This is a genomic window from Sphingobacterium humi (assembly GCF_009768885.1).
GTDB lineage: Bacteria > Bacteroidota > Bacteroidia > Sphingobacteriales > Sphingobacteriaceae > Sphingobacterium > Sphingobacterium humi.
On the sequence record NZ_WSQA01000009.1, the window covers coordinates 152,816 to 173,580 of the forward strand.

18 protein-coding genes are annotated in these 20,765 nt (G+C 42.6%); 15 read left to right on the plus strand and 3 right to left on the minus strand.

The features are described 5' to 3' along the window. Positions 1-49: 49 nt before the first annotated feature. On the plus strand, positions 50-1,273 hold the full coding sequence (locus GQF63_RS12980; RefSeq protein WP_160369664.1) for a TCR/Tet family MFS transporter: 1,224 nt from the start codon (positions 50-52) through the stop codon (positions 1,271-1,273). Here GQF63_RS12980 and ispF read toward each other — a convergent pair. After that, positions 1,270-1,752, minus strand: coding sequence for a 2-C-methyl-D-erythritol 2,4-cyclodiphosphate synthase (ispF, locus tag GQF63_RS12985; protein WP_160369665.1), 483 nt, complete (start codon positions 1,750-1,752; stop codon positions 1,270-1,272). The genes GQF63_RS12980 and ispF overlap by 4 nt on opposite strands. Before the next feature lie 174 nt (positions 1,753-1,926). Here ispF and GQF63_RS12990 point away from each other — a divergent pair, with 174 nt between their 5' ends. Continuing rightward, positions 1,927-3,453, plus strand: a complete 1,527-nt coding sequence (locus GQF63_RS12990; protein WP_246163520.1) for an SUMF1/EgtB/PvdO family nonheme iron enzyme — start codon at positions 1,927-1,929, stop codon at positions 3,451-3,453. A gap of 80 nt (positions 3,454-3,533) precedes the next feature. Here the strand turns inward: GQF63_RS12990 and GQF63_RS12995 are convergent, their stop codons facing one another. Continuing rightward, a complete protein-coding gene (locus tag GQF63_RS12995) occupies positions 3,534-4,355 on the minus strand; it encodes a glycogen/starch synthase (protein WP_160369666.1) in 822 nt (273 codons plus the stop codon). Positions 4,356-4,503: 148 nt separating this feature from the next. Here GQF63_RS12995 and panC point away from each other — a divergent pair, with 148 nt between their 5' ends. The 6 genes from panC (at position 4,504) to GQF63_RS13025 (ending at position 9,773) form a co-directional block, all read left to right on the plus strand. Beyond that, positions 4,504-5,358, plus strand: coding sequence for a pantoate--beta-alanine ligase (gene panC / locus GQF63_RS13000; RefSeq protein ID WP_160369667.1), 855 nt, complete (start codon positions 4,504-4,506; stop codon positions 5,356-5,358). Positions 5,359-5,408: 50 nt separating this feature from the next. Beyond that, positions 5,409-5,756: an aspartate 1-decarboxylase gene (gene panD, locus GQF63_RS13005; protein ID WP_160369668.1), complete on the plus strand. Its 348-nt coding sequence runs from the start codon at positions 5,409-5,411 to the stop codon at positions 5,754-5,756. A gap of 60 nt (positions 5,757-5,816) precedes the next feature. After that, positions 5,817-6,179, plus strand: a complete 363-nt coding sequence (locus GQF63_RS13010; protein ID WP_160369669.1) for a hypothetical protein — start codon at positions 5,817-5,819, stop codon at positions 6,177-6,179. Positions 6,180-6,276: 97 nt separating this feature from the next. Continuing rightward, complete coding sequence (locus GQF63_RS13015; protein ID WP_160369670.1) at positions 6,277-8,619, plus strand: TonB-dependent receptor; 2,343 nt, start codon at positions 6,277-6,279, stop codon at positions 8,617-8,619. Beyond that, entirely contained in the window at positions 8,619-9,092 is a 474-nt protein-coding gene (locus GQF63_RS13020) for a thioredoxin family protein (protein ID WP_160369671.1), read from the plus strand. The genes GQF63_RS13015 and GQF63_RS13020 overlap by 1 nt, the downstream gene beginning before the upstream one ends. A 75-nt stretch (positions 9,093-9,167) precedes the next feature. Further along, positions 9,168-9,773 (plus strand): FKBP-type peptidyl-prolyl cis-trans isomerase, encoded by a 606-nt coding sequence (locus tag GQF63_RS13025; RefSeq protein WP_160369672.1) that lies wholly within the window; start codon positions 9,168-9,170, stop codon positions 9,771-9,773. A 524-nt stretch (positions 9,774-10,297) separates the two neighbouring features. On the opposite strand, the gene gldB is transcribed toward GQF63_RS13025, so the two are convergent. Beyond that, positions 10,298-11,326, minus strand: a complete 1,029-nt coding sequence (gene gldB / locus GQF63_RS13030; RefSeq protein WP_160369673.1) for a gliding motility lipoprotein GldB — start codon at positions 11,324-11,326, stop codon at positions 10,298-10,300. A 60-nt stretch (positions 11,327-11,386) separates the two neighbouring features. On the opposite strand from gldB, the gene GQF63_RS13035 reads away from it, so the two are divergent. The 7 genes from GQF63_RS13035 (at position 11,387) to GQF63_RS13065 (ending at position 20,755) form a co-directional block, all read left to right on the plus strand. Then, a complete protein-coding gene (locus tag GQF63_RS13035) occupies positions 11,387-13,024 on the plus strand; it encodes an NAD+ synthase (RefSeq protein ID WP_160369674.1) in 1,638 nt (545 codons plus the stop codon). A gap of 141 nt (positions 13,025-13,165) precedes the next feature. After that, positions 13,166-13,639 carry a DUF4136 domain-containing protein gene (locus GQF63_RS13040; protein WP_343031045.1) on the plus strand — a complete coding sequence of 158 codons (474 nt, stop codon included), beginning with the start codon at positions 13,166-13,168 and terminating at the stop codon, positions 13,637-13,639. 258 nt (positions 13,640-13,897) lie between these two features. Continuing rightward, complete coding sequence (locus tag GQF63_RS13045) at positions 13,898-14,536, plus strand: hypothetical protein (protein ID WP_160369676.1); 639 nt, start codon at positions 13,898-13,900, stop codon at positions 14,534-14,536. A gap of 4 nt (positions 14,537-14,540) precedes the next feature. Next, complete coding sequence (locus tag GQF63_RS13050) at positions 14,541-16,991, plus strand: TonB-dependent hemoglobin/transferrin/lactoferrin family receptor (RefSeq protein ID WP_160369677.1); 2,451 nt, start codon at positions 14,541-14,543, stop codon at positions 16,989-16,991. Between the two features lie 23 nt (positions 16,992-17,014). Next, positions 17,015-18,010 carry a hypothetical protein gene (locus GQF63_RS13055; protein ID WP_160369678.1) on the plus strand — a complete coding sequence of 332 codons (996 nt, stop codon included), beginning with the start codon at positions 17,015-17,017 and terminating at the stop codon, positions 18,008-18,010. Between the two features lie 32 nt (positions 18,011-18,042). After that, complete coding sequence (locus GQF63_RS13060) at positions 18,043-19,227, plus strand: hypothetical protein (protein ID WP_160369679.1); 1,185 nt, start codon at positions 18,043-18,045, stop codon at positions 19,225-19,227. A gap of 34 nt (positions 19,228-19,261) precedes the next feature. After that, complete coding sequence (locus GQF63_RS13065) at positions 19,262-20,755, plus strand: hypothetical protein (RefSeq protein WP_160369680.1); 1,494 nt, start codon at positions 19,262-19,264, stop codon at positions 20,753-20,755. The last annotated feature ends 10 nt before the right edge of the window (positions 20,756-20,765 follow it).

Here is a 20,765-nt window from a genome sequence, read left to right on the forward strand (position 1 = left end):
AAATATTGTTCTCTTTTTGTTTTGGTTAGAATATTTAACTTCGCAACATATGCTGTCAAAAATCAACACTAAATCCGGTTTATTCTTTATTTTCCTTACGGTAGTTCTTGATTCTATCGGCCTAGGAATTATCATACCGGTGATGCCAGCATTGATTAAAGAACTCATTCACGGCGATTTAAGTCAGGCCTCCTCCTATGGTGGCTGGCTCACGTTTTGCTATGCATTCATGCAGTTCTTTTTTGCGGCCGTATTGGGCAATTTAAGCGATCGTTATGGCCGTCGGCCGGTTCTATTATGCTCCCTATTTGGCTTTGCGATCAACTACATCCTGATCGGTTTTGCACCCAGTATCTTCTGGTTATTTGTCGGACGTATTGTAGCCGGAATAACCGGTGCCAGCCATACCGTGGCGGCCGCCTATATTGCCGATGTCAGTACCCCGCAGAATAAGGCGCAGAACTTCGGATTATTAGGTGCAGCCTTCGGATTAGGCTTTATTATCGGCCCTGTTGTGGGTGGTATTCTTGGTCATTATGGCCCCAGAATTCCATTCTTTGCCGCTGCCGGACTTACCTTTTTAAACTTTCTATACGGCTACTTTATAGTTCCAGAAAGCTTAAAACCCGAAAACAGAAGGCCCTTCAACTGGAAGAATGCCAACCCGATTGGCAGCTTTAAGCATATCGGCCGGTATCCGCAGATCCAACCGCTGGTTATCTGTATCTTTCTGATCAATGTGGCCGCCCATGCGGTGCAGAGTACCTGGTCCTATTATACCATGGAAAGATTTGGCTGGAACGAACGCATGGTAGGCTATTCCCTCGGCTTTATCGGGGTATTATTAACTATTGTGCAAGCCGGCTTAATCCGTATTATTATCCCGAAACTGGGCATTCCCAAGAGTATTATTTTCGGATTGCTCCTGAATAGCGTATCGTTTTTGCTGATGGGCTTCGCCGGATCCACAGCCATGCTGTATGTGGCCAGTGTGTTCTATGTCTTCGCTGGTATTGGAGGCCCGGCCATTCAGAGTTCCATTTCCAATCAAACACCAGCCAATGAGCAAGGACAGATTCAGGGTGGATTAACCTGTATCATCAGCCTAACGGCTATTATAGGCCCGCTATTGATGACCAGTTTATTTAGCTTTTTTACCAAAAAAAACACTACGCTTTATATGCCTAGTGCTCCTTTTTACCTGGGTAGCGGGCTAGCCTTATTGGCCTGCCTCATTGCCCTACAATATTTCCGAAATCGGAGTTCCGATTAATTTTCCTTTTGTATTAAACATACCGCATAAGCCACCACACCTTCCTGACGGCCAATAAAGCCCATGGTTTCATTGGTGGTTGCTTTGATAGAAATATCATCTACCTCGATACCTGCTGCCTTGGCGATATTGATTTTCATCTGCGGGATATACGGTTTAATCTTCGGTGCTTCTAAACATAGCATCGCGTCGATATTTCCCAGGCTATAGCCTTTATCCTGAATCAATGTTACACATTGGCTCAATAAGTCTAAACTGTTTGCGCCTTTCCACCGGTCGTCTGTATTCGGGAAGTGATAACCGATATCCTCCAGGTTAGCGGCTCCTAAAATAGCATCACAAATGGCATGAGCCAATACATCGGCGTCGGAATGTCCGAAAGCACCGGCATGATGATCTAACTTTTCTCCACCCAAAATAAAGGGATGTCCCTCCTTAATTTGGTGCACATCGAATCCAAAACCTACTTTTATTTTCATATTGTTACGAAGATACGGCAATCTAGGCTGTTAAAAAAATGAAAGCAAAGCGTTTTAAACCCAAAAAATTAAGATATTTTTCGACAAATAAGGAAAAAACCTCGTGTACACTATTGTAAACTAGTTTGGGTTAACTTTTATTTATTACTTTTGGATTTTAAATCCTCATAATCTATGACGTATTCGAAAAAAATATTAATGTCTACCCTATGCTTGGCCTTTGGAATATTAATATTTAGCTCGTGTAGTAAAAGCAACAGAAGTAATTTCTCGTCCAAAACTGGCGTTAAGTACAACGATCCATATAATGGCGGGTTGCAAATCAACCGGAAGGTAAAGGAAGCACCGGGCCCCGGACTTGTGGGCATTGAAGGTGGAACCTTTGTAATGGGTGGAAGTTTAAATGAAGACCTCAGCTATTCCCATGACAACCTGAAACGCCGTGTAACTGTTGCCTCCTTTTACATTGATGAAACAGAAGTATCCAATGCCGATTGGTTAGAATACCTACATTGGATTGCCCAGAACTTCCCTGAAGATGGCAAGATGTATTACGATGCCCTTCCAGACTCTTTAGTATGGCGCCATCCGCTATCCTACAACGAGCCTTATGTAAACTTATATTTAAGACACCCTTCTTTCCAAGATTACCCTGTGGTAGGTGTTAGCTGGGAACAAGCCAATGCATATTGCCAATGGCGTACAGACCGTGTCAACGAGCATATCTTAAGACAGTCTGGCGTATTGGTAGATTATAAGACCTTACACGGCCAGCAGGCTAAACCAGATGCTGCCTTCAATACCGAATTATACTTAAACGGACAGATCCGCGGTGCGAATGTAGACGGCAAAAACATGCCGAAAGACAATAGCATCGGTGCAAACAAAGATGCGCGTCGTCCGGTACGCATGGAAGATGGGGTTTTGAAACAACCATACCGCCTTCCTACGGAGGCAGAATGGGAATACGCCGCATTAGGCTTAATCGGCAACTCCTTTAAAGGAAATATCCAATCCTCCAGAACCTATCCATGGGATGGCTTAGGCGTTCGTAGTGCGCGTCATAAATCCCAAGGCAAGATGATGGCTAACTTCAAAATTACCTCCGGTAATAATATGGGTGTAGCCGGCGACTTAAATGATGGTGGTGATATCACCGTTCCGGTGCGCAGCTATATGCCGAACGACTTTGGATTGTATAACATGTCGGGCAACGTGAATGAATGGGTAAGCGATGTTTACCGTCAATTATCATTCGAAGACTTCGAAGATTTCAATCCATACCGTGGACACGTGTTCATGGACAATAAATACGAGGATGCACAAACCCGTACCTTGGCCAAAGACGAATATGGACGTCCGATTAAGGTGCCTGCAAAAGCTGCCCGCAAACAAACCTGGGAAGAATTGCAACAAGCTAAAACCATCGATTCTATTAACATGGGTGCTGCCAACGCTTACGACTACGATGTACGTGGTTATTTAGATGAAGAGCAGAAAGCCCTATTTGGTAAAGTGACTTTAGTAAACGACAAGTCACGTGTTTTCAAAGGAGGATCTTGGAACGATAGAGCTTACTGGTTAAACCCAGCGACTCGTCGCTTTGCACAGCAAGATCAATCCAGCGCCATGATTGGGTTCCGTTGCGCCATGACCATGGTTGGAAACATCTATGGCCCGGCCGCCAATCCGCGCCGCTAATACGCATAATAAAAACCTTTCTATAAAAAAATAGGGCTTTGCAATTGCAAAGCCCTATTTTTTTATGATAGAATTCCGGTTTAAGCGGATACTTCTTCGTTTACAAACTCGTCGTATAACTCGCCGAAGGCATCATAATCTTCGTCTGAACTTGGGGCAAACACGCGGATGTTGTTTTCCTCAACATAGGCCATAATCTCTGGATGGATGTTCTTGTCCGATTTAACCACGACATCCGTAAAAGATAAGGCACCTTTTGTTAAGTCCACAAAACTTCCTGATCCGTAAGCCGCCAACTTGGCCGCTTCGATATCTGTTTGCGCCGCGATCTCCGCGTACTTCGTACCCAAAGATGCATTCTCAAAATCCTCCTCATACAAAGAGTAGAATACTTTCGCATCTTTAAAGGTAGGGTCGTTTTGATACACGGTTTTCAAATACGCTGGAACCATCGCGGTAAACCAACCATGGCAGTGTACTACGTCTGGTGACCAACCGAGTTTCTTCACGGTCTCTAACGCTCCTTTACAGAAAAACAAAGATCGCTCGTTGTTGTCCTCAAAGAATTTGCCGTGCTCATCACGAAACACTTTCTTCCGCTGAAAATACTCCTCATTGTCTAAGAAGTACACCTGCATTCTTGCCGCAGGCAAGGAAGCTACTTTAATAATTAGCGGATTATCATTATTGTCCACCACAATGTTCATTCCCGACAACCTTATCACTTCATGAAGACGATTTCTGCGCTCATTAATATTACCAAAACGCGGCATTAGAATCCGAATTTCGAATCCTTTTTCTTGCATCGCATGAGGTAACTGGCGTGTTATTTCAGAAATTTTACTTAATTCAAGGAAAGGCGACATTTCATGGGTTATAAACAATATCTTCGTTTTTGCCATCTCCAACTGTTTTTTTTATTATTATTGAATAGTAAAATCGGTCTACAAAGGTACTAATAATAAATGAATTTTACAATTCATTAAAAATCATCGTTTTATAATTGAAAGAATTTGCTCACTTTTGTACCTTATTTTTCAAAAGAGCATCGTGCAGATAATTCGTAGTAAAAATGAGCTTAAGACAGCCCTGGCTGAATTAAGAAGCGAGCAGCAACGGGTCACCCTGGTACCCACCATGGGCGCCTTGCATGCCGGGCATATTTCCTTAATCGAGTATGCCAAACCACGTACCGACATCGTGGTCTGTAGCATTTTTGTTAACCCCACACAGTTTAATGATCCTAAGGATTTAGAAAAATACCCAAGGCCTATTGCAGATGATATTGCCTTGCTGGAAGCCGCCGCTTGCGACATCCTTTTTCTTCCCAGCGTGGAAGAAATGTATCCGGAAAACGAAGCGCCTTGGCATATTGACCTAGGCGATTTAGATCGTATTTGGGAAGGAGAACATCGCCCCGGCCATTTCCAGGGTGTAACACAGATTGTCTATAAGTTATTCAATTTAGTGGAACCCGATCAAGCCTGCTTTGGGCAGAAAGATTTTCAACAAGTGATGGTGATTCAGCGTATGATCGAAATCAAGCAATTACCCATAACCTTGTTGATCTGTCCGATTATCCGTGATGCACATGGCCTGGCCCTAAGTTCGCGAAATGCACGCCTATCGGATGCTGGTCGCGTTCAAGCCCTAGTCCTATCGAAAGCATTAGCCCATATCCAAAGTCACTTCCTAACGGAACCCGTTGACAAGTTGTTAGCCGAGGCACGCGCTATCTTAGCCAGCGAGGAAGCGATTGAATTGGAATACCTGGCTATTTGTGAAACCAGCAGCTTAAAAGCCATCAGCGAGCCTGAGCATGGCAAATCCTATGTAGCTATTTTAGCAGCTTGGTTAGCCGGTGTTCGTTTAATTGATAACATGCTGATGCCCGTTAAAGCGTAAGTCAAGCACATCTACCCTATTAAAAAAATAAAAAAGCATAACTTTGTATTATGATGATTGAAGTAATGAAGTCGAAAATTCACCGCGTGCGTGTAACGCAAGCGGAATTGAATTATGTGGGAAGCATCACCATAGATGAGGATTTAATGGATGCTGCCAATATTATTGCGAACGAGAAAGTTCAGATTGTAAACAATAACAATGGTGCCCGTTTAGAAACCTATGTCATCCCCGGACAGCGTGGATCAGGCATTATCTGTTTGAATGGAGCTGCGGCACGTTTGGTGCAGGTAGGCGATATCGTTATTATTATCTCCTATGCACTCATGGATATGGAAAGCGCTAAAAAACACCAACCAAGCACTATTTTTCCCGACGATCACAACAAATTAATTTAGAATATATCCAAATTAGGTTGTAAATAATCTGTATTTTTACAACCTAATTTAATAGCATAAATGACACATTCGCTAACATATCGCACTTGGATTGCCCGCTTCCTGCTGGTTTGGATGTGCGTTATTGTTATTAGTGGTGTTGTCTTTATGCACAAAGAGGTGACCTCCACCGGCGAGATTGTCACCCACATTCACCCCTACAACCTCGGCGAAAAAAAACATCACCATCACCATTCGGATGCGGAGATTCGCTATTTGGATATTGTATTCCAAGGGAGCTACCTCGATTGGGAACCCCTGGTATATAGCCTGCCCATCCCTACGGTTTTAAGTGAAATTCCATACGCCGAACTGCTTGAACAAACCCGGCAACAAGACCTCGTATGCCACCTTGGCCGTGGCCCACCCTCCTTTTTAGCATAATCCGTTTATTTTATTAGGTATCCATTTTTATGCGATGCCCCATGCTTGTTGTAGGCCTAGGCCAGCAAGCTATTGTTAGATTATTAGCTAAAACCCAATGACATTTTTGTACAAACAGTATACACTATGCCTATTCTTTTTAGTAATAGGCTTACCATCGCTTTTTGCCCAGATTAAAGGGCAAATTGTCAACGACAAACAACAACCCATCCCGAACGCTTCCGTACGTATTGAAGGAAGTGGAAGAGGCGTATCCACAGATACCTTGGGGCGTTTTGAGCTTGAATACAAAGGCCAATCTAAGGCCAATCTAAATATTAGTGCCGTGGGTTATCAATCGGCGAAGAAATCGCTGCAAAGCCAACAGCTAGACCAATTTCAAGTGATATCCTTACACGAGGATAATTTGAACTTGCACGAAGTGGTGGTTTCCGCCTCCCGATATGGGATGGAGCGCAAAAAAGCACCCGTTATCGTGAATGTATTGAGCCCCAAACTGTTCAATGCCACCCAATCGGTAGCCATGTCAGAAACCCTAAACTACCAACCAGGGGTACGGGTTGAAAACAACTGCCAAAACTGTGGCTTCTCGCAGGTACGCCTAAATGGTATGGAGGGTGCCTATTCCCAAATCCTGATCAATAGCCGCTCCGTTTTCAGTGCGCTGAATTCCGTATATGGATTAGACCAAATCCCGACCAGTATGATCGACCGTATTGAAGTGGTGCGCAGTGGTGGTTCCGCACTTTTTGGTGCCAATGCCATCGCCGGAACCATCAATATTATCACCAAAGATCCGGTAGAGAACGATTGGCAGGTTAAATCGACCAACTCCCTTATCAACGGTAAATCTTGGGATAACACCATCGATTTCAACACTTCTTATGTAGATAACGACCTGAAGGCCGGCGCTACCTTTTATGGAATGCACCGCAACCGGGAAGCCTACGATGCCAATGGCGATGGATTCTCTGAAATGACGAAGTTGAAAAACCTGACCTTCGGTACCAAGGCTTTCTTCAAACCCAGCGAATACAATAAGATTACCCTAGATTTAAGTGTACTCAATGAGTTTCGTCGTGGCGGCGACCGCTTGGATGTTTCCCCGCACTTTACCGATGTAACCGAACAATTGCATACCAACTCCTTGATCGGCGGTTTAACCTTCGATCAGTATTCGAAGGATTTTAAACATAAAATATCCCTGTATGCATCGGCGCAAAAAACAGCCCGCGATAGTTATTACGGTGGTTTAGGCGGTAATCGCGAGCATCAGGACTCTTTGTTGGCGGCCAATTCTTACGGTACTACCGACGACTTTGCCATGGTAGCCGGAACCCAGTATACTTATACCTTCGAGCGCGATGTGGTGACAGCTGGGGTAGAATACTCAGGCAATAAAACGGAAGACCAGATTCCGGGCTATAAACGTACCATCGATCAGAAAACACATGGCGTAGGAGCCTACTTCCAATACGAATGGAATATCCTTTCGAACTTGAAGTCCTTACTCGGTGCCCGTTACGATTATACCTATGTGGATGGCAAATACAGCTTAGCCGATTTTACACGGAATTCCTCGGAAAGCTTCGGCACGTTTAGCCCACGCGTAACCTTGTTATACGATATCACCGACTACCTGCAATTCCGCGGAGGCTATGCACGTGGTTTTAGAGCACCACAAGCCTTTAACGAAGATATGCACGTATCTTCTGTAGGTGGCGAGCAGATGTTCGTTCTAATTGGCGAAAACTTAGATACCGAATATTCCAACGCCTACACCGGATCCTTAAACTTCACGAAGAATTTCGGATCTACCCAAACCAGCTTATTGGTTGAAGGCTTTTATACCGATCTTAAAAATCCGTTTACCACGGTTAGAACATCGGAAGGTGATAACCTGATTATCGAGGAAATGCGCAACGGTACGGGTGCCAAAGTGTACGGAACGAATATCGAACTGAATATTGCACCTTCATCCAGCTTTAGCGTGCAGGCCGGCGGAACTATTCAGCGTTCTACCTTCAAAGATGCTCAGTTGCTATTTGAAGGCGCAACAGAAAGCGAGAACATCAGCTCCAAACGCTTTGTGCGCACGCCAAATGCTTACGGTTATCTGAACACCAACTACAAACCGATCAGTGCCCTAAGCCTTGATATTACCGGTGTATACACAGGCAGCATGTTAGTGCCGCATACCATTGGCGATGATTTCTTATTGAAAGATACACGCGACTTTATGGAGTTAAATGCACGTGTGGGCTATACCCTACCTTTAAAAGAAACTTTTAGCATCGAATTATTTGCCGGCGTGCAAAACATGTTCAATGCCTTCCAAAAAGACTTCGATAAAGGAGCAACGCGCGACTCCCAATATATCTACGGTCCGTCTAGACCACGTACCGTTAACTTTGGTATTAAAATAGGACACTTCCATTAATGAAAAAATTCCAACTTATCCTTTGGAATCTCCTATTGACGATTTCCCTTTCACAGGCTCAAGAGCCTGTGAAACAGGAAATAAATTGGATTAGTTTCGAAGAACTCAACCAAGCCTTGGAAGTAGACCCCAAGCCTGTCTTGCTGTTCTTCCATACCGAATGGTGCGGCTATTGTAAAAAGATGCTACGGGAAACTTTTAACGAGCCCCGGGTTATCGAGAAGGTCAATGCCGATTACTATGCCGTTCAGTTTGATGCAGAGTCTGTGGAAGCCGTAAATTTCGACGGCTTAACCTTTCATAATCACAGCAAACAAAAAAGAACCGGAAAATATCATGAGTTGGCCAAATTACTTTTAGGACAACCGAAAAGCTATGTTTTCCCCACCCTACTGCTCTTCAACCAAGATTTTAAGCTAAAAAATAGGCAAGCCAAATGCCTAAGTATTAAGGAAATATTAAATATTTTATAATTTTTTTTACTTTTGTGTAGCAGGTTGCAATAAGTAACCGTTTACCTTAACATTGTTAAGACATTAAAACACATTATGAAAACATTTAAAACTATTCTTATTGCTTTATTAGCCGTGGTGAGTGTGAGTTCTTGTATGAAAGACGACAATACCTACGATGATTCTTATGAAAAAGAAATTGCACGTAGAGATTCTGTCTTTAAAGCTCAAAAAGATGATTTAGAAGCGTATGCTGCAGAACACTTCGGAGAAAATAAAAAATTCGATGAGAAAACTGGGATTTGGTATGAAATTTTAGCGCCAGCTACTGAACCAGCTGATTTTGAATATACTATTCGCGCAAATTCTTTTGTTCCTGTTACTGCTACGGTAAAGTACAAAGGAACTTTAATGGATGGAACGCCATTTGATGAAAAATTAACTGATCCAGTTTCAATGGATATTTACAGCACAAATACGTCTTCTATTTTCGCTTGTTGGATTTATGCTTTCTACCCTAAAACCACCGATGCAAACATGCAATTCTCCGGTTTAATAGAAAAAGGCTTAAGAGCAGGTAATAAAATCAGATTTATCTCTTCTTCCATTTGGGCACAAGACAATAAAGGAAATGAAAAACTTCCAGCAAACGTTCCAGTTGTTTTCGAAATTACGGTAAACAAGGTAGCAAACGCAATGTAACGCTCTCTATTGAAACAAACATATTTACAAGAAAGCAGCCTTCCTATGAAGGCTGCTTTTTTATGCGCTTTATAGAAGCAATAGCTTCTTCCGGGTTTGGTATTGTCAATGCATTTTCTCTTCCATTTTTGAGCCTTTGTATAAGCCTTTGCAAAGGGGATTGATACGGGTGAGAAAGGGGAGTGAAAGGGAAGTAAAAGGGGTGATTGTGGAAGGTGGAGTTGGAAAGGGCGTGTGGTGGGGGGGGGACGTGTGTGGTGTGGTGTTTGGGTGCTGTCATCGTGAGCTGTCATCGTTTTGTCATCGTGAGCGGAGTCGAACGACTGGTACGTCAGTACAATTAATAAACATAAAGCTTATGATAACCCATCAATTACAAAAGCAATCCAATGGGTAGTAAGCACATTAGCCATTGATGATTGCATTGACGTACCAGTCGTTCGTCCTTCGACTCCGCTCAGGATGACATCTCAAATCTCAAATCTCAAATCTCATATCTCAAATCTAATATCTCACATCTAACCTCACCCCTTAAACTTCGAATCACTTAGCAGTTCTTGCGCGTTATTATGTTCAAAGAGTTCTTTCAAGCCAAGGTCAGGGTGTTTTTCCATGAATTTACGCACGATTTGCCAGCCGATAAAACTTCCTAGCTTGGGTGCTGATTCGTTGTTTTCGCCTAGCTCAGGGCTGAATGGTGCTTCGGTAAAATATTTTTGGGTGCGTAGGTAGTCGGTATTGTAGAGCAGGTCTTCATCGAGGAACCATTTCCATACATCCTTTTGGTAATGCTGTGCCCATTCCATCTGTTTGCCGGTATAGCCAATTTTCAAACTATCAGGGGCATCCAGTATAAGATCCATGGCATAGAGCACCTTGCCGTGATAAACCATCTGTTGCAGGGTATTTACATCGGCATCTTTCTCCGGGAAGAGTTCTTCCCGAATAACAGCTTCTACGACGCGTGGGGTAATGTTTTCTGGGGTAAATCGTCGGGAAATATACAGGGGAATGGAATTGATTAGTGCCGGATAAAAAGGGGATTCTTGGCCGAGAAACATATCCAGGCCGATTCCAATATAATCTTCGCCTAGGGGTACTTGCACTTCAAAGCCCGAGAAAAAGCTAATCAACCTGGGGATTTTATAATCAGGAAAATAATAATGGATATAGCGAAAAGCCTGGGTCAGCTCCTGTTCCTGTTTTTTTAAATCGGGGAATTTCTTCTGCACAGCTGCTGCCAGGTCGATAAAGTCCTTTTTTTGAACCACCTTACTCAGGATGTCTTGCAGGTAAATGGAATCTTGGGGATCGCCTACCTTTAGCATATAGCGCATATAATCGGTATAGAACAAACCATACTCGGCTTGCCATTGTTTATTTTTATTGAGGATAGCAGCAGGTTTCAGCTGGGCGATTTCTTGATCAAAGCGTTCGATCTTCATGTGGACAGGGCTATCGGAAACATCGGGTTTCTGTTTGTCGGATTGACAGCTTTGAAAGATAAAAAGGGCAATAAGAAATGGAAATAGCTTGATAAATATATGTCTCATGAAGGTATCCTCTGGTGATAGACAAAATTAATTATTAATTTTACAATAAAAGTCAGGCACATGAAAATTGCGTTATCACAACTAAACTATCATATCGGTAACTTCGAGGAAAACACAGCAAAAATAATCCAAAGCATAGCAGAGGCCAAGGCGGCCGGTGCAGATTTGGTGGTTTTTGCTGAATTGGCCATTGGTGGCTACCCAGCCAAAGATCTGTTGCGCAATGCCGCTTTTTTAAATGCTTGCGAGCAGTCGCTAGCAGAGATTGCAAGCCAGTGTAAAGGTATTGCTTGTATCATCGGGGCGCCGGTTCGCAACCAAGATCCCGAAGGTAAAGCCCTGTATAATGCGGCTTTGTTATTGGCTGAAGGGCAAGTGCAGCAGCTGGTGAAGAAAAGCCTATTGCCTGATTACGATGTTTTTGATGAGTATCGCTATTTCGAGCCGAATAAGCAGGTAAATTGCATCCCCTTTCAAGGAAAAACCATCGCCTTAACGGTGTGTGAAGACCTGTGGGATGATGATGGCCCGAACTCTTATGTTGGCGATATTATGCAGGAGTTGGCGAAGGAAAACCCCGATATCATTATCAATATTGCGGCCTCTCCTTTTTCCTACACGCATTTTGAGAGCCGTAAAAATGTGCTGAGCAGAAATGTGATCAAAGCCAATGCGCCTTTGATTTATGTAAACCAGGTGGGTGCACATGCCGATATTATTTTCGATGGCCGATCTTTAGCCCTAAACAAAAAAGGCGACATTATTGCGGAACTACACTCCTTTGCGGAGGACTTGCAATACGTGGAATTGCAAAAAGACCTGGGCAGTGCGCAAGCTGTAGCGGTTAAAAACAGCAGCGAAATGGCCTTGATTCACGATGCTTTAATCTTAGGCTTACGCGATTATTTTCGGAAATCGGGCTTTAAGAAAGCGATTCTTGGTCTTTCCGGCGGTCTAGATTCGGCTGTAGTGGCGGCCCTAGCCTGCGAGGCACTGGGCGCAGAAAATGTGTTGGCGGTATTAATGCCGTCGATTTATTCTTCTGATCATTCCCTGAAAGACGCGTTAGATTTGGTTGAAAACACAGGCTGCGCGCATCATATTGTACCGATTAAGGATATTGCACAGGCTTTTGAAACCGGCTTAGCGCCGGCATTCGAGGGGAAAGCCGCGGATACCACTGAAGAGAATATTCAAGCGCGAACCCGGGGTACGATTTTAATGGCGATATCCAACAAGCATGGCCATATTTTGCTGAACACCTCTAATAAGAGCGAGGCTGCCGTAGGTTATGGCACCTTATATGGCGACATGGCCGGTTCCATCTCCGTTATTGGCGATGTCTATAAAACCCAGGCTTATCAATTAGCGAACTACATCAACCGCGACCGGGAAATTATCCCGGTGAATACAATTGTTAAACCGCCATCCGCCGAGCTTCGCCCCGACCAAAAGGACTCCGATTCACTACCGCCATACGATGTATTAGATTCGATTTTGTTTCAGCTGATCGAAAAGGAAAAATCGGGCAGCGAGTTGGTGAAATTAGGTTTTGAAGAAGTCTTAGTTCAACGGATCAGTAGATTAGTAAACAACGCAGAATTTAAACGCTTTCAGTCGCCGCCGATTTTACGGGTCAGTCCGAAAGCTTTTGGACCAGGGCGCACGATGCCTTTGGTTGCAAAATATCCTTTTTAACAATTGGGCATTAAACCTTTAGAAAGAAACCTTGTCAAACACTAAAATATTGCAAATATGAAATCGCTTTGGTTATATCTTATGCTTGGAATCGGACTTTTGTTCGCTTCCTGTTCATCCTATAAGTACAATACAACTAGGGTGCAAAATTTAGATTTCTCTCAATATAAAACCTACGGCTGGTTGCAGCCGGTAGATTCCTTATCGAAGAATTATTTCACGAATGATATTTCCAGAAGTAACATCCTCGCGGCAGCAAACAAAGAGTTGGAAGCACGCGGACTACGTTATTCGAAGGAAAATCCGGATATCTTGTTCCGTTATGTCGCCATTGTGAATAACAAAAGCCGCATGGTCTACAGCAGCCCCTATGGTTGGGGTGGCTATTACCGTCCGTGGGGCTGGGGATATGGCTGGTACGGAGGTGGTCCATCTTACCCCGTGGGTAAAGAGAAATACCGCTATGCCCATTTAATCATTGAAGCGGTAGATCGTAAATCGAATTCGGTGGTGTGGCAAGCACGCGGCTCTGGAGAAATTAGAACGCCGGAAAAAGCCATCAATAACCTCCCGAAAGTGGTGAACGGTATTTTTAAAGAATACCCACTTAAATAAGCATAATTTTTAGGTTTAGAATATAATTATTAAGACAGTTAAATGAGAAAGGTTGCCCCAGGGCAACCTTTTCTTGTTGCTAATGTTTGGAAAGTGGGGATGTTATTTCCGTAATCACTTCTATAAATTGCTCCCGTTTTGGTTGTTTTTTCTCCCATTTTGGGTATCTAGCAGCCCGAGGATTATTCTATTTTTACGTCGTTTAAGTTTATTTAGTTTCCTTCTAAATAAACAAGTTGCACACGACATAATATTAATATGAATAGAACTGTACTTTTCCCCAGCCAATGTAGAAGGCATATTTTCCCCTTTTGCTTTTGTTTCCTCCTACTTGTTTTTAGCGGCTGCCGACGTGAATTAAATCAACATCCGGATTTCAAGCGGCAGGAACTTACGCCCATCCTGAGTAATAATGACCTATTATTTAACAAGATCTTTCAGTTTAGCAACGATAATACCCACCTGTGGTTTGACCTTAGGAATGAAATTGCGAATTTTTCGCGGCCCCAGCTTGAACTTAGGTATGCTAAATATTTGGAAAACCAACCTCAAAACCAAGTTACCAAACTGGCAATTATAGATTTACGAGGCTACCAGTATCAATACGATAAGGAAAAGGAGGAATTGACAATATTGGATTTTCCATTGGACTGGATTAGCCTCCAAGAAAGCCCGGCAGATTTAGTCTTTAGTTTTTCTCAAAAACCTATAGGGGGATGTGCGGCAATTCCTGATCCAAAGCAAAAGAACCGATGTGAGCGCACCTATACCCTACGTTTAAAACAAATTGACTTCAAAAAAGAAAAACTCCAATTAGAAACGGATATTCCTGCTATTCATCAGGCCGTATCTTATCAATTACAAGAATTCAGCACAGAACTATTATTAACGAACTAATACGATGACCAATAGACTCCTCTTTTTTTTACTCTTTGCCCTACCTACTTGCTTTTCACAGCAACTTTTTGGTCAACAAAAAGATACCCTCACACAAAAAATAGATACCAGTAAAACCCAACAACTGAGAGAAGTTGAAATAATAAGACAACGCAATAGAACGGTAGGAAGCAGTTTGATTGGACAAAAGCAGTTGGCCAAGGAAATGACATCTGATATGCGGGATTTAATTCGATATACACCGGGTGTAGGTATTTCCTATTCAGGAGGCCGTGCAGGCAATCGGGGCTTTGCTATCCGTGGTGTAGAAGCGAATCGCGTTGCCATTAGTGTTGATGGTATCCAGCAGCCCGAAATACACGAAAATCTAGTATTCAGTGCCTATGGGCTATCGAACGCCTCTCGAATTGAATTTGACCCCTATTTTGTTTCCAGTATTGTTATTCAAAAAGGCGCAAGCTCCTTTTCTGCAGGTTCAGGCGCATTAGGTGGCGCAGTAAACTATCAAAGTAAACAGGCTAGCGATTTAATTGCTGAAGGCCGTAACTATGGCGCACAAGCCCAAGTAAACTATAATGGAAAAGATAATCTGCGGATGTATTTGGCGGGCATAGCGCTAAAAAAAGGCAATTGGGAAGGCTTGTTCATGTTTGCAGACCGAAAAGCTAATGAGCTTAAAAACTTTAGTTATGGTTCCCTCAATCGAAATGTCACTTCTACGCAAATTGATCCAATGACCCATAAACAGCAAAGTTTGTTGGGAAAACTGGCTTTTCAAGCGCACAAGGATCATCGTATTGACTTATCCTATTACCTATTGAATAAGCGGGTAAATGCGGAAATATGGTCACAAGAGCCTATGGATATCTTTACGGCAGCAAACAGACCTTATTATTATGCTAATGATCAGAGCCTAAGTCATTCCTATTCCCTTTCCTATCAATTCCAATCAGCAACGCATTGGATCCAAGAAGCGTCATTACGCGCCAACCTACAAGATAGCTACCTTGATGCCAGCACCTGGTCGGCTTATTTTCAGCCCAATTTCGATGGGAAAGGTGATTACGAACTTTTCTATGAGGGACGACGCGATAAGTTTCGTGGACAGGAAATTAAAGATAAATCGCTACAGGGGAGCATCAATTTTAGCCCAATAAACGCGGCGTTTTGGGGGATGCACCATCTCTCGTTAACGGCTTATGCTCAAGAAAAAGGGAACGACAGCCGAAATGTAGATATGGAAAACCCGGTAGCTGCCAACATAAAAGATGGCTATACCGTTCGTTTTGGCAAACGGTATGCCCTTGGTGAGTCCATTGGAAAAATAACCCATGCCTACGCTTTCCAACGCCCTATTTACCGCAGGAACTACGGTGCCAGCCTGTTGGACATGATACAGCTTGATGCCCACTTAAGCCTTCAACTCGGCCTTCGATACGATCGCTTTCAAACCCAAGATCGCCAGACTCAGGCCTATACCGACGGCTATTACCTGGATTATTTGATGCGAGGGATGCAAAACATTTCTTTATCAAATACAGCGATTCGAGATAACGACCAGGGTCTATCCTATTTGGTAAGTGCAGCTTATCGGTTTCGCGATGACTTAAATCTCAGCTATAAGTTTTCTACGGGCTATCGTGTTCCCACAACGGAGGAGCGCTATTTTCAATATTTCAATTACTGGCCCTCCTTTTTGGTACTTTCTAACCGAGAATTAAAACCAGAAACTTCCCACAACCATGAAGTAGAATTGGCGGGCAGTGGAAATTTCGGTACCTATGTTGTGAATTTCTATCGTTCCGATTATAAAAACTTTATTGAAGTGGAACGGGGAACCATGGCCGTGCAAAGTAGCATAGACCATAGCAATAAAAACATTGCCTATGTTAAACATGTGAACAGGAGCGCGGCTAAGTTGATGGGCATGGATGTAAAAATGCATTTGCAGCTGGATGTCTTCCACCATTATGCGGAAGGATTTGAGCTAAACATGGCAGCAAGCTATGCTAAAGGAGAAACTGACTATGGTACCAGCCTTTTGGCAGCACAGCCGCTAACAGGCTTCGCCGGGATAGAATACCTATCCTTAGATCAAAAATGGCAAGCTAATTTTGTGGGGAATTATTTCAAAGCGAAGAACAAAGCGCAGACTCGTTTTGTAGAAAACACAGCGCAACAGGAAGTACAAAGGCAATTCCCAGGCCTATTCTTTGAAGATGCTTATAGCTTTGATCTTTTCGGTTCTTACCAGCTTAATCGGCATGCACTTATTCGAGCCGGCGTTTACAATCTTTTCAACCAAAAATATTGGCGTTGGGACGATTTACGACAACTGACCAACCCAGCTTTACTGCCGCACATTGACAGTTTCTTCCGAGAAGGAAATAAAACTATTTCCCGCTTCTCCCAACCCAATCGCTATTTCAGCATCAATTTAACTTATAACCTCTAATGCTTGCCCGAACTTCCTTAGTCATGAGAAAAATAAACAGCTATTTGCTAATCCTAAGTACGCTTAGCATCCTTAACATTGTAGGCTGCAGTACGAAACTGCAATTGGACGACGATGTTCGTATTCAATTAGCAAAACAGGAAAAAATAAAAAAACTAAATGAATTGTTTGAGCTTGCTTTTGTAGATGCTCCCCAAGCAGCGCAGGCTTATGACCAATACGTTAAAGAAGCGTTATTTACCCCCAATCAGAACTTCATGGTAGATAATGATATTCGGATGCACGCTACTTTTACAGATTTGGCCATCCGCTTGCAGCAGAACTTTGAGCGTGTTAAGTCAACAGTTTCTAGCACTTCCCTATTCGATATCTATAAAGAAAAATATGAAAACAATTTATTTAACAGAAGCCTGTTAGGTGAAATTCCGCAACAGCTGCGAAAAGGAGAGAAACTTTTGAAATTTGAAAGCCGCGCAGCCAGCTTTGCGGCATTTTTCGACGATAAGGTTGCTAGTTTTCGGAAGGCACATTCCCCAGTTTCAGAAGCTTTAGGAAAAGAATGGGCTGCTGAGCAGGTAGTCTACACGCCTGATTTTAGCTATGCCGCAGTGGTGAAATATGACTTTCAATTTGAGGCGCAAGGTCAATTAGCCATCAATGAATTTTTCCCTATTCCTGTATTCACCATGAAAGGCCTTTCAAAGGTGGAAGAACCTACTGAATTTAAAGAAAAGCTAAAAGCATTGCTTCGTGAGCCAGTTTCGTATACCTTTTATGGGGACAAGCTTTTATGCTGGATGAGTCTTGCTCAGGATCCTACACCCGGCGTTAACAAGTTCAACCGAGAGTATTGTTATGAATTTACTTATAGCTTGAAAGAAGGATCTTTAGTCTTATCCAATCCGCATATTATGCTCTATATGCACCCTTTACTGTATATAACAGGCTATGGAGAACCCGATTACGAGTTGAATTACTTCGAATCCTTACGGGAACCCTTTTACTTAATGGCAAAATAAATTAAATCCGAGTATTCAAATCCTAAAAACGCATGAAATTTACTATCCTATCGCTATTCTTCCTGGTGTTTTGTTTGCTTACAGGCTGCAAAAAAGAGAAGATTACGCTCTATAATATCCTCAATAGCCCCAATTTAACGAATCCTATTATCCAAAAAATATCAAATCAAGTTTGGTACAAGGACAATGAAGGTTTTTCAGAGACTTGGAGCACACAGAACAATATATTTAAACCTTCTGATTACGTGTCTTCGATGCTTTATCAAGCAGCCTGGACTAGCTTAACCCTTTATCGTGATGGCACCTCGAATATGCTTTTTATGCCGCCTTACCAACAAGGTGCTGCCATTCATTGCAAAGGCAATTGGTCTGTGGCAACTGATGAGGAGAACACCCTCATCTTGAGCACAAAAACACCCGTATCCAGTGTTACGGGCAAGATTAAAATCTTAAATATGGAAAACAAGGGAAACGTGAATACCTTAAAGCTAGCGATAGATTTTGGCGATCGCGTATTAGAAACTCAGTTTTCTAACCGCAACCCAAATACCTACAGCATGGAAAGTGCAGCCTATGTTGCAGCCATAGATAATAACTGGTTTGCGAGCCAGCCTATACAAACATCGGCATTGAAAGCAGAAGAATTTATTGGAGCCTGGGTTTCGCCTCATAGCTTCAGCAACAACGGACAGTCTATCAGCAGCCCTGATTTTCCTTTAGAAGGGGTCATGCGAATTACTTACATCGAAGATTTACTGATGAATACGCCTGCATTTTTTAATGGCGTACTCTTTAATTTACAGGATGGTGGCAAGGCGCAAATTGCCTATCCGTTTCTGTTTTCAAGCTTTTACAAGAGCTTTCTAAACAATTCAAAAGATATTGTTTCAAATGCCCGTTGGACAACAAAAGGAAATAAATTGTTGATAGAAACCGATGAGGATTTATTCCTTTCTTTGGGTGAGGGACTCTTTGGACTAAAGCCTCATGCTGGTGAACAGATCTATATTGGCGAACGTGCCGACAGCCAGCTTTATACCAATGCTCAAGCGATTCGCATTCTTCCAAAACAGATCTACATTATCGAATTAATTCGTAAAACAGATAAAGGCTTTTGGGCACGAATAAGCACTAAAAATGCCATATTCTATGCGTTCCTTTCGAAAACCACCTTTGATAGCTCAAATACTATTAATATTCGCGAATCGCATCGATAACTAGCGTAGACCATTCCATCTAACACTTCCCATCATGAAAAAAACAACAGCCATTTTAGTTTTAACGGGCTTACTCGCCTTCGCTGGCTGCAGCAAAGAATCCTTGGTATCCATCAATGAACCATTGGAAATTGACGAAAATTCCCGACAATACCAAGAATATTTGGCCGAACGAGCCATCAACTATATACAATTATTCCGTTTCGATAAACTGGGGAATCTGATAACCCGCATAAAAGACCCTGCCATTAAAGCCCAAGTTCAGGTGCTTTATTCCACCTATCGGTTGCAGGCAGAAAATCAAGCCTTATTTTATGTGACCCCAGCGAACGACAGTTTATTTTTCCTACCATCGGCAAACAAGGAAGATAGCGATATTCGTATCAATTTCGAGCCTTCCGCTTCGGATGTGGATAATCAGGGTAATATTATCAATGCTGAAGGCACCTTACAAGGCTTTAAGAATTTTCCGAATGTTGAATCCTTATACGGCACAAATAGCTTAGCAACAGGATTAAAAGATCTGGAAAAGATGCCTCTCCTGCGTTCATTTACCTGGACCATAGATCCTGCATGGATGCAGCAAAAACATCCAAACAAAATATTAGCACCCCTAAAATTAGCCGCAGATTTCGGGAACAACCCTCAACTACAGCAAATTGACCTTGAATACATTGATCTGCAAAACATTAAACACCCTAAGCATGTGCTAAAGGAATTCAACCTTAAGTTTGGTAGTTTTAACAGTAATGAGAATCTGGATCAACTGGCAGCCAATAAGGTATCTATCCATGGTACCGCGGCTAGACCTCAAATGCTGATTAAGGCTCAACAAATAGACAGCCTGAATATCCGAAACCTGGAAGCCTTAGATGTGAGCCCTTCTAAATTACTTAGTTTGCATACGCAAGAGGTGAAACGATTAATACTTAATCAGGGGCTTCAGAAATTGAATTTGAATGCCTGTTTATTATCGGAGCCTGTCGCCTTCCCCACTTCGTTAACCGAATTGGTATTAGATGCCTACGTTCTTCCTGGAAGCGACCTAAGCAGCCATCAACGCTTGCAGTATCTTTCTTTAAATGCTGGAGGCGGATTAAATAAGGTTAATCTGGATTCCTGGAAGTTTCCAGCGAATCTTAATAGGCTTCACCTCACGGGTGCCTTTAGTGGTTCTTTTGATTTTACAGGTTTTGCACAATTAACCAACATTAACTTATATCAATTAAACGATGTTAATGGCGCACTACATGCGAACATCCGTCTGCCAGCCAGTACTCGAAAACTAGCAATCTCCGGTCAGTTTACTGGTATTATCGATTTTTCTCTTTTAACACAGTTAGAAACATTCAGTTTCAATGAAAACATGGGAGATTGGGGAGCCTTAGAACTACGCTTACCCGATAATTTAACAGAAGCACAAGTGTTGCAAATGAATTATGGTGGAGCTATCCTACATGTACGTTCTACAACCAAACTTATCAATGCTCCAGAATGGTTAAATAAATACATTATCCGCTACCCATAATTTGCAGGTT

Coding starts and splice junctions, on each gene's coding strand:
- ispF (WP_160369665.1), bottom strand. CDS start 1,752: ATGAAAATAAAAGTAGGTTTTGGATTCGATGTGCACCAAATTAAGGAG.
- gldB (WP_160369673.1), bottom strand. CDS start 11,326: ATGAGACATATATTTATCAAGCTATTTCCATTTCTTATTGCCCTTTTT.
- GQF63_RS12995 (WP_160369666.1), bottom strand. CDS start 4,355: ATGGCAAAAACGAAGATATTGTTTATAACCCATGAAATGTCGCCTTTC.
- GQF63_RS13055 (WP_160369678.1), top strand. CDS start 17,015: ATGAGAAAAATAAACAGCTATTTGCTAATCCTAAGTACGCTTAGCATC.
- GQF63_RS13065 (WP_160369680.1), top strand. CDS start 19,262: ATGAAAAAAACAACAGCCATTTTAGTTTTAACGGGCTTACTCGCCTTC.
- panD (WP_160369668.1), top strand. CDS start 5,409: ATGATGATTGAAGTAATGAAGTCGAAAATTCACCGCGTGCGTGTAACG.
- GQF63_RS13010 (WP_160369669.1), top strand. CDS start 5,817: ATGACACATTCGCTAACATATCGCACTTGGATTGCCCGCTTCCTGCTG.
- GQF63_RS13060 (WP_160369679.1), top strand. CDS start 18,043: ATGAAATTTACTATCCTATCGCTATTCTTCCTGGTGTTTTGTTTGCTT.
- GQF63_RS12980 (WP_160369664.1), top strand. CDS start 50: ATGCTGTCAAAAATCAACACTAAATCCGGTTTATTCTTTATTTTCCTT.
- GQF63_RS12990 (WP_246163520.1), top strand. CDS start 1,927: ATGACGTATTCGAAAAAAATATTAATGTCTACCCTATGCTTGGCCTTT.
- GQF63_RS13020 (WP_160369671.1), top strand. CDS start 8,619: ATGAAAAAATTCCAACTTATCCTTTGGAATCTCCTATTGACGATTTCC.
- GQF63_RS13045 (WP_160369676.1), top strand. CDS start 13,898: ATGAATAGAACTGTACTTTTCCCCAGCCAATGTAGAAGGCATATTTTC.
- GQF63_RS13035 (WP_160369674.1), top strand. CDS start 11,387: ATGAAAATTGCGTTATCACAACTAAACTATCATATCGGTAACTTCGAG.
- GQF63_RS13015 (WP_160369670.1), top strand. CDS start 6,277: ATGACATTTTTGTACAAACAGTATACACTATGCCTATTCTTTTTAGTA.
- GQF63_RS13050 (WP_160369677.1), top strand. CDS start 14,541: ATGACCAATAGACTCCTCTTTTTTTTACTCTTTGCCCTACCTACTTGC.
- GQF63_RS13025 (WP_160369672.1), top strand. CDS start 9,168: ATGAAAACATTTAAAACTATTCTTATTGCTTTATTAGCCGTGGTGAGT.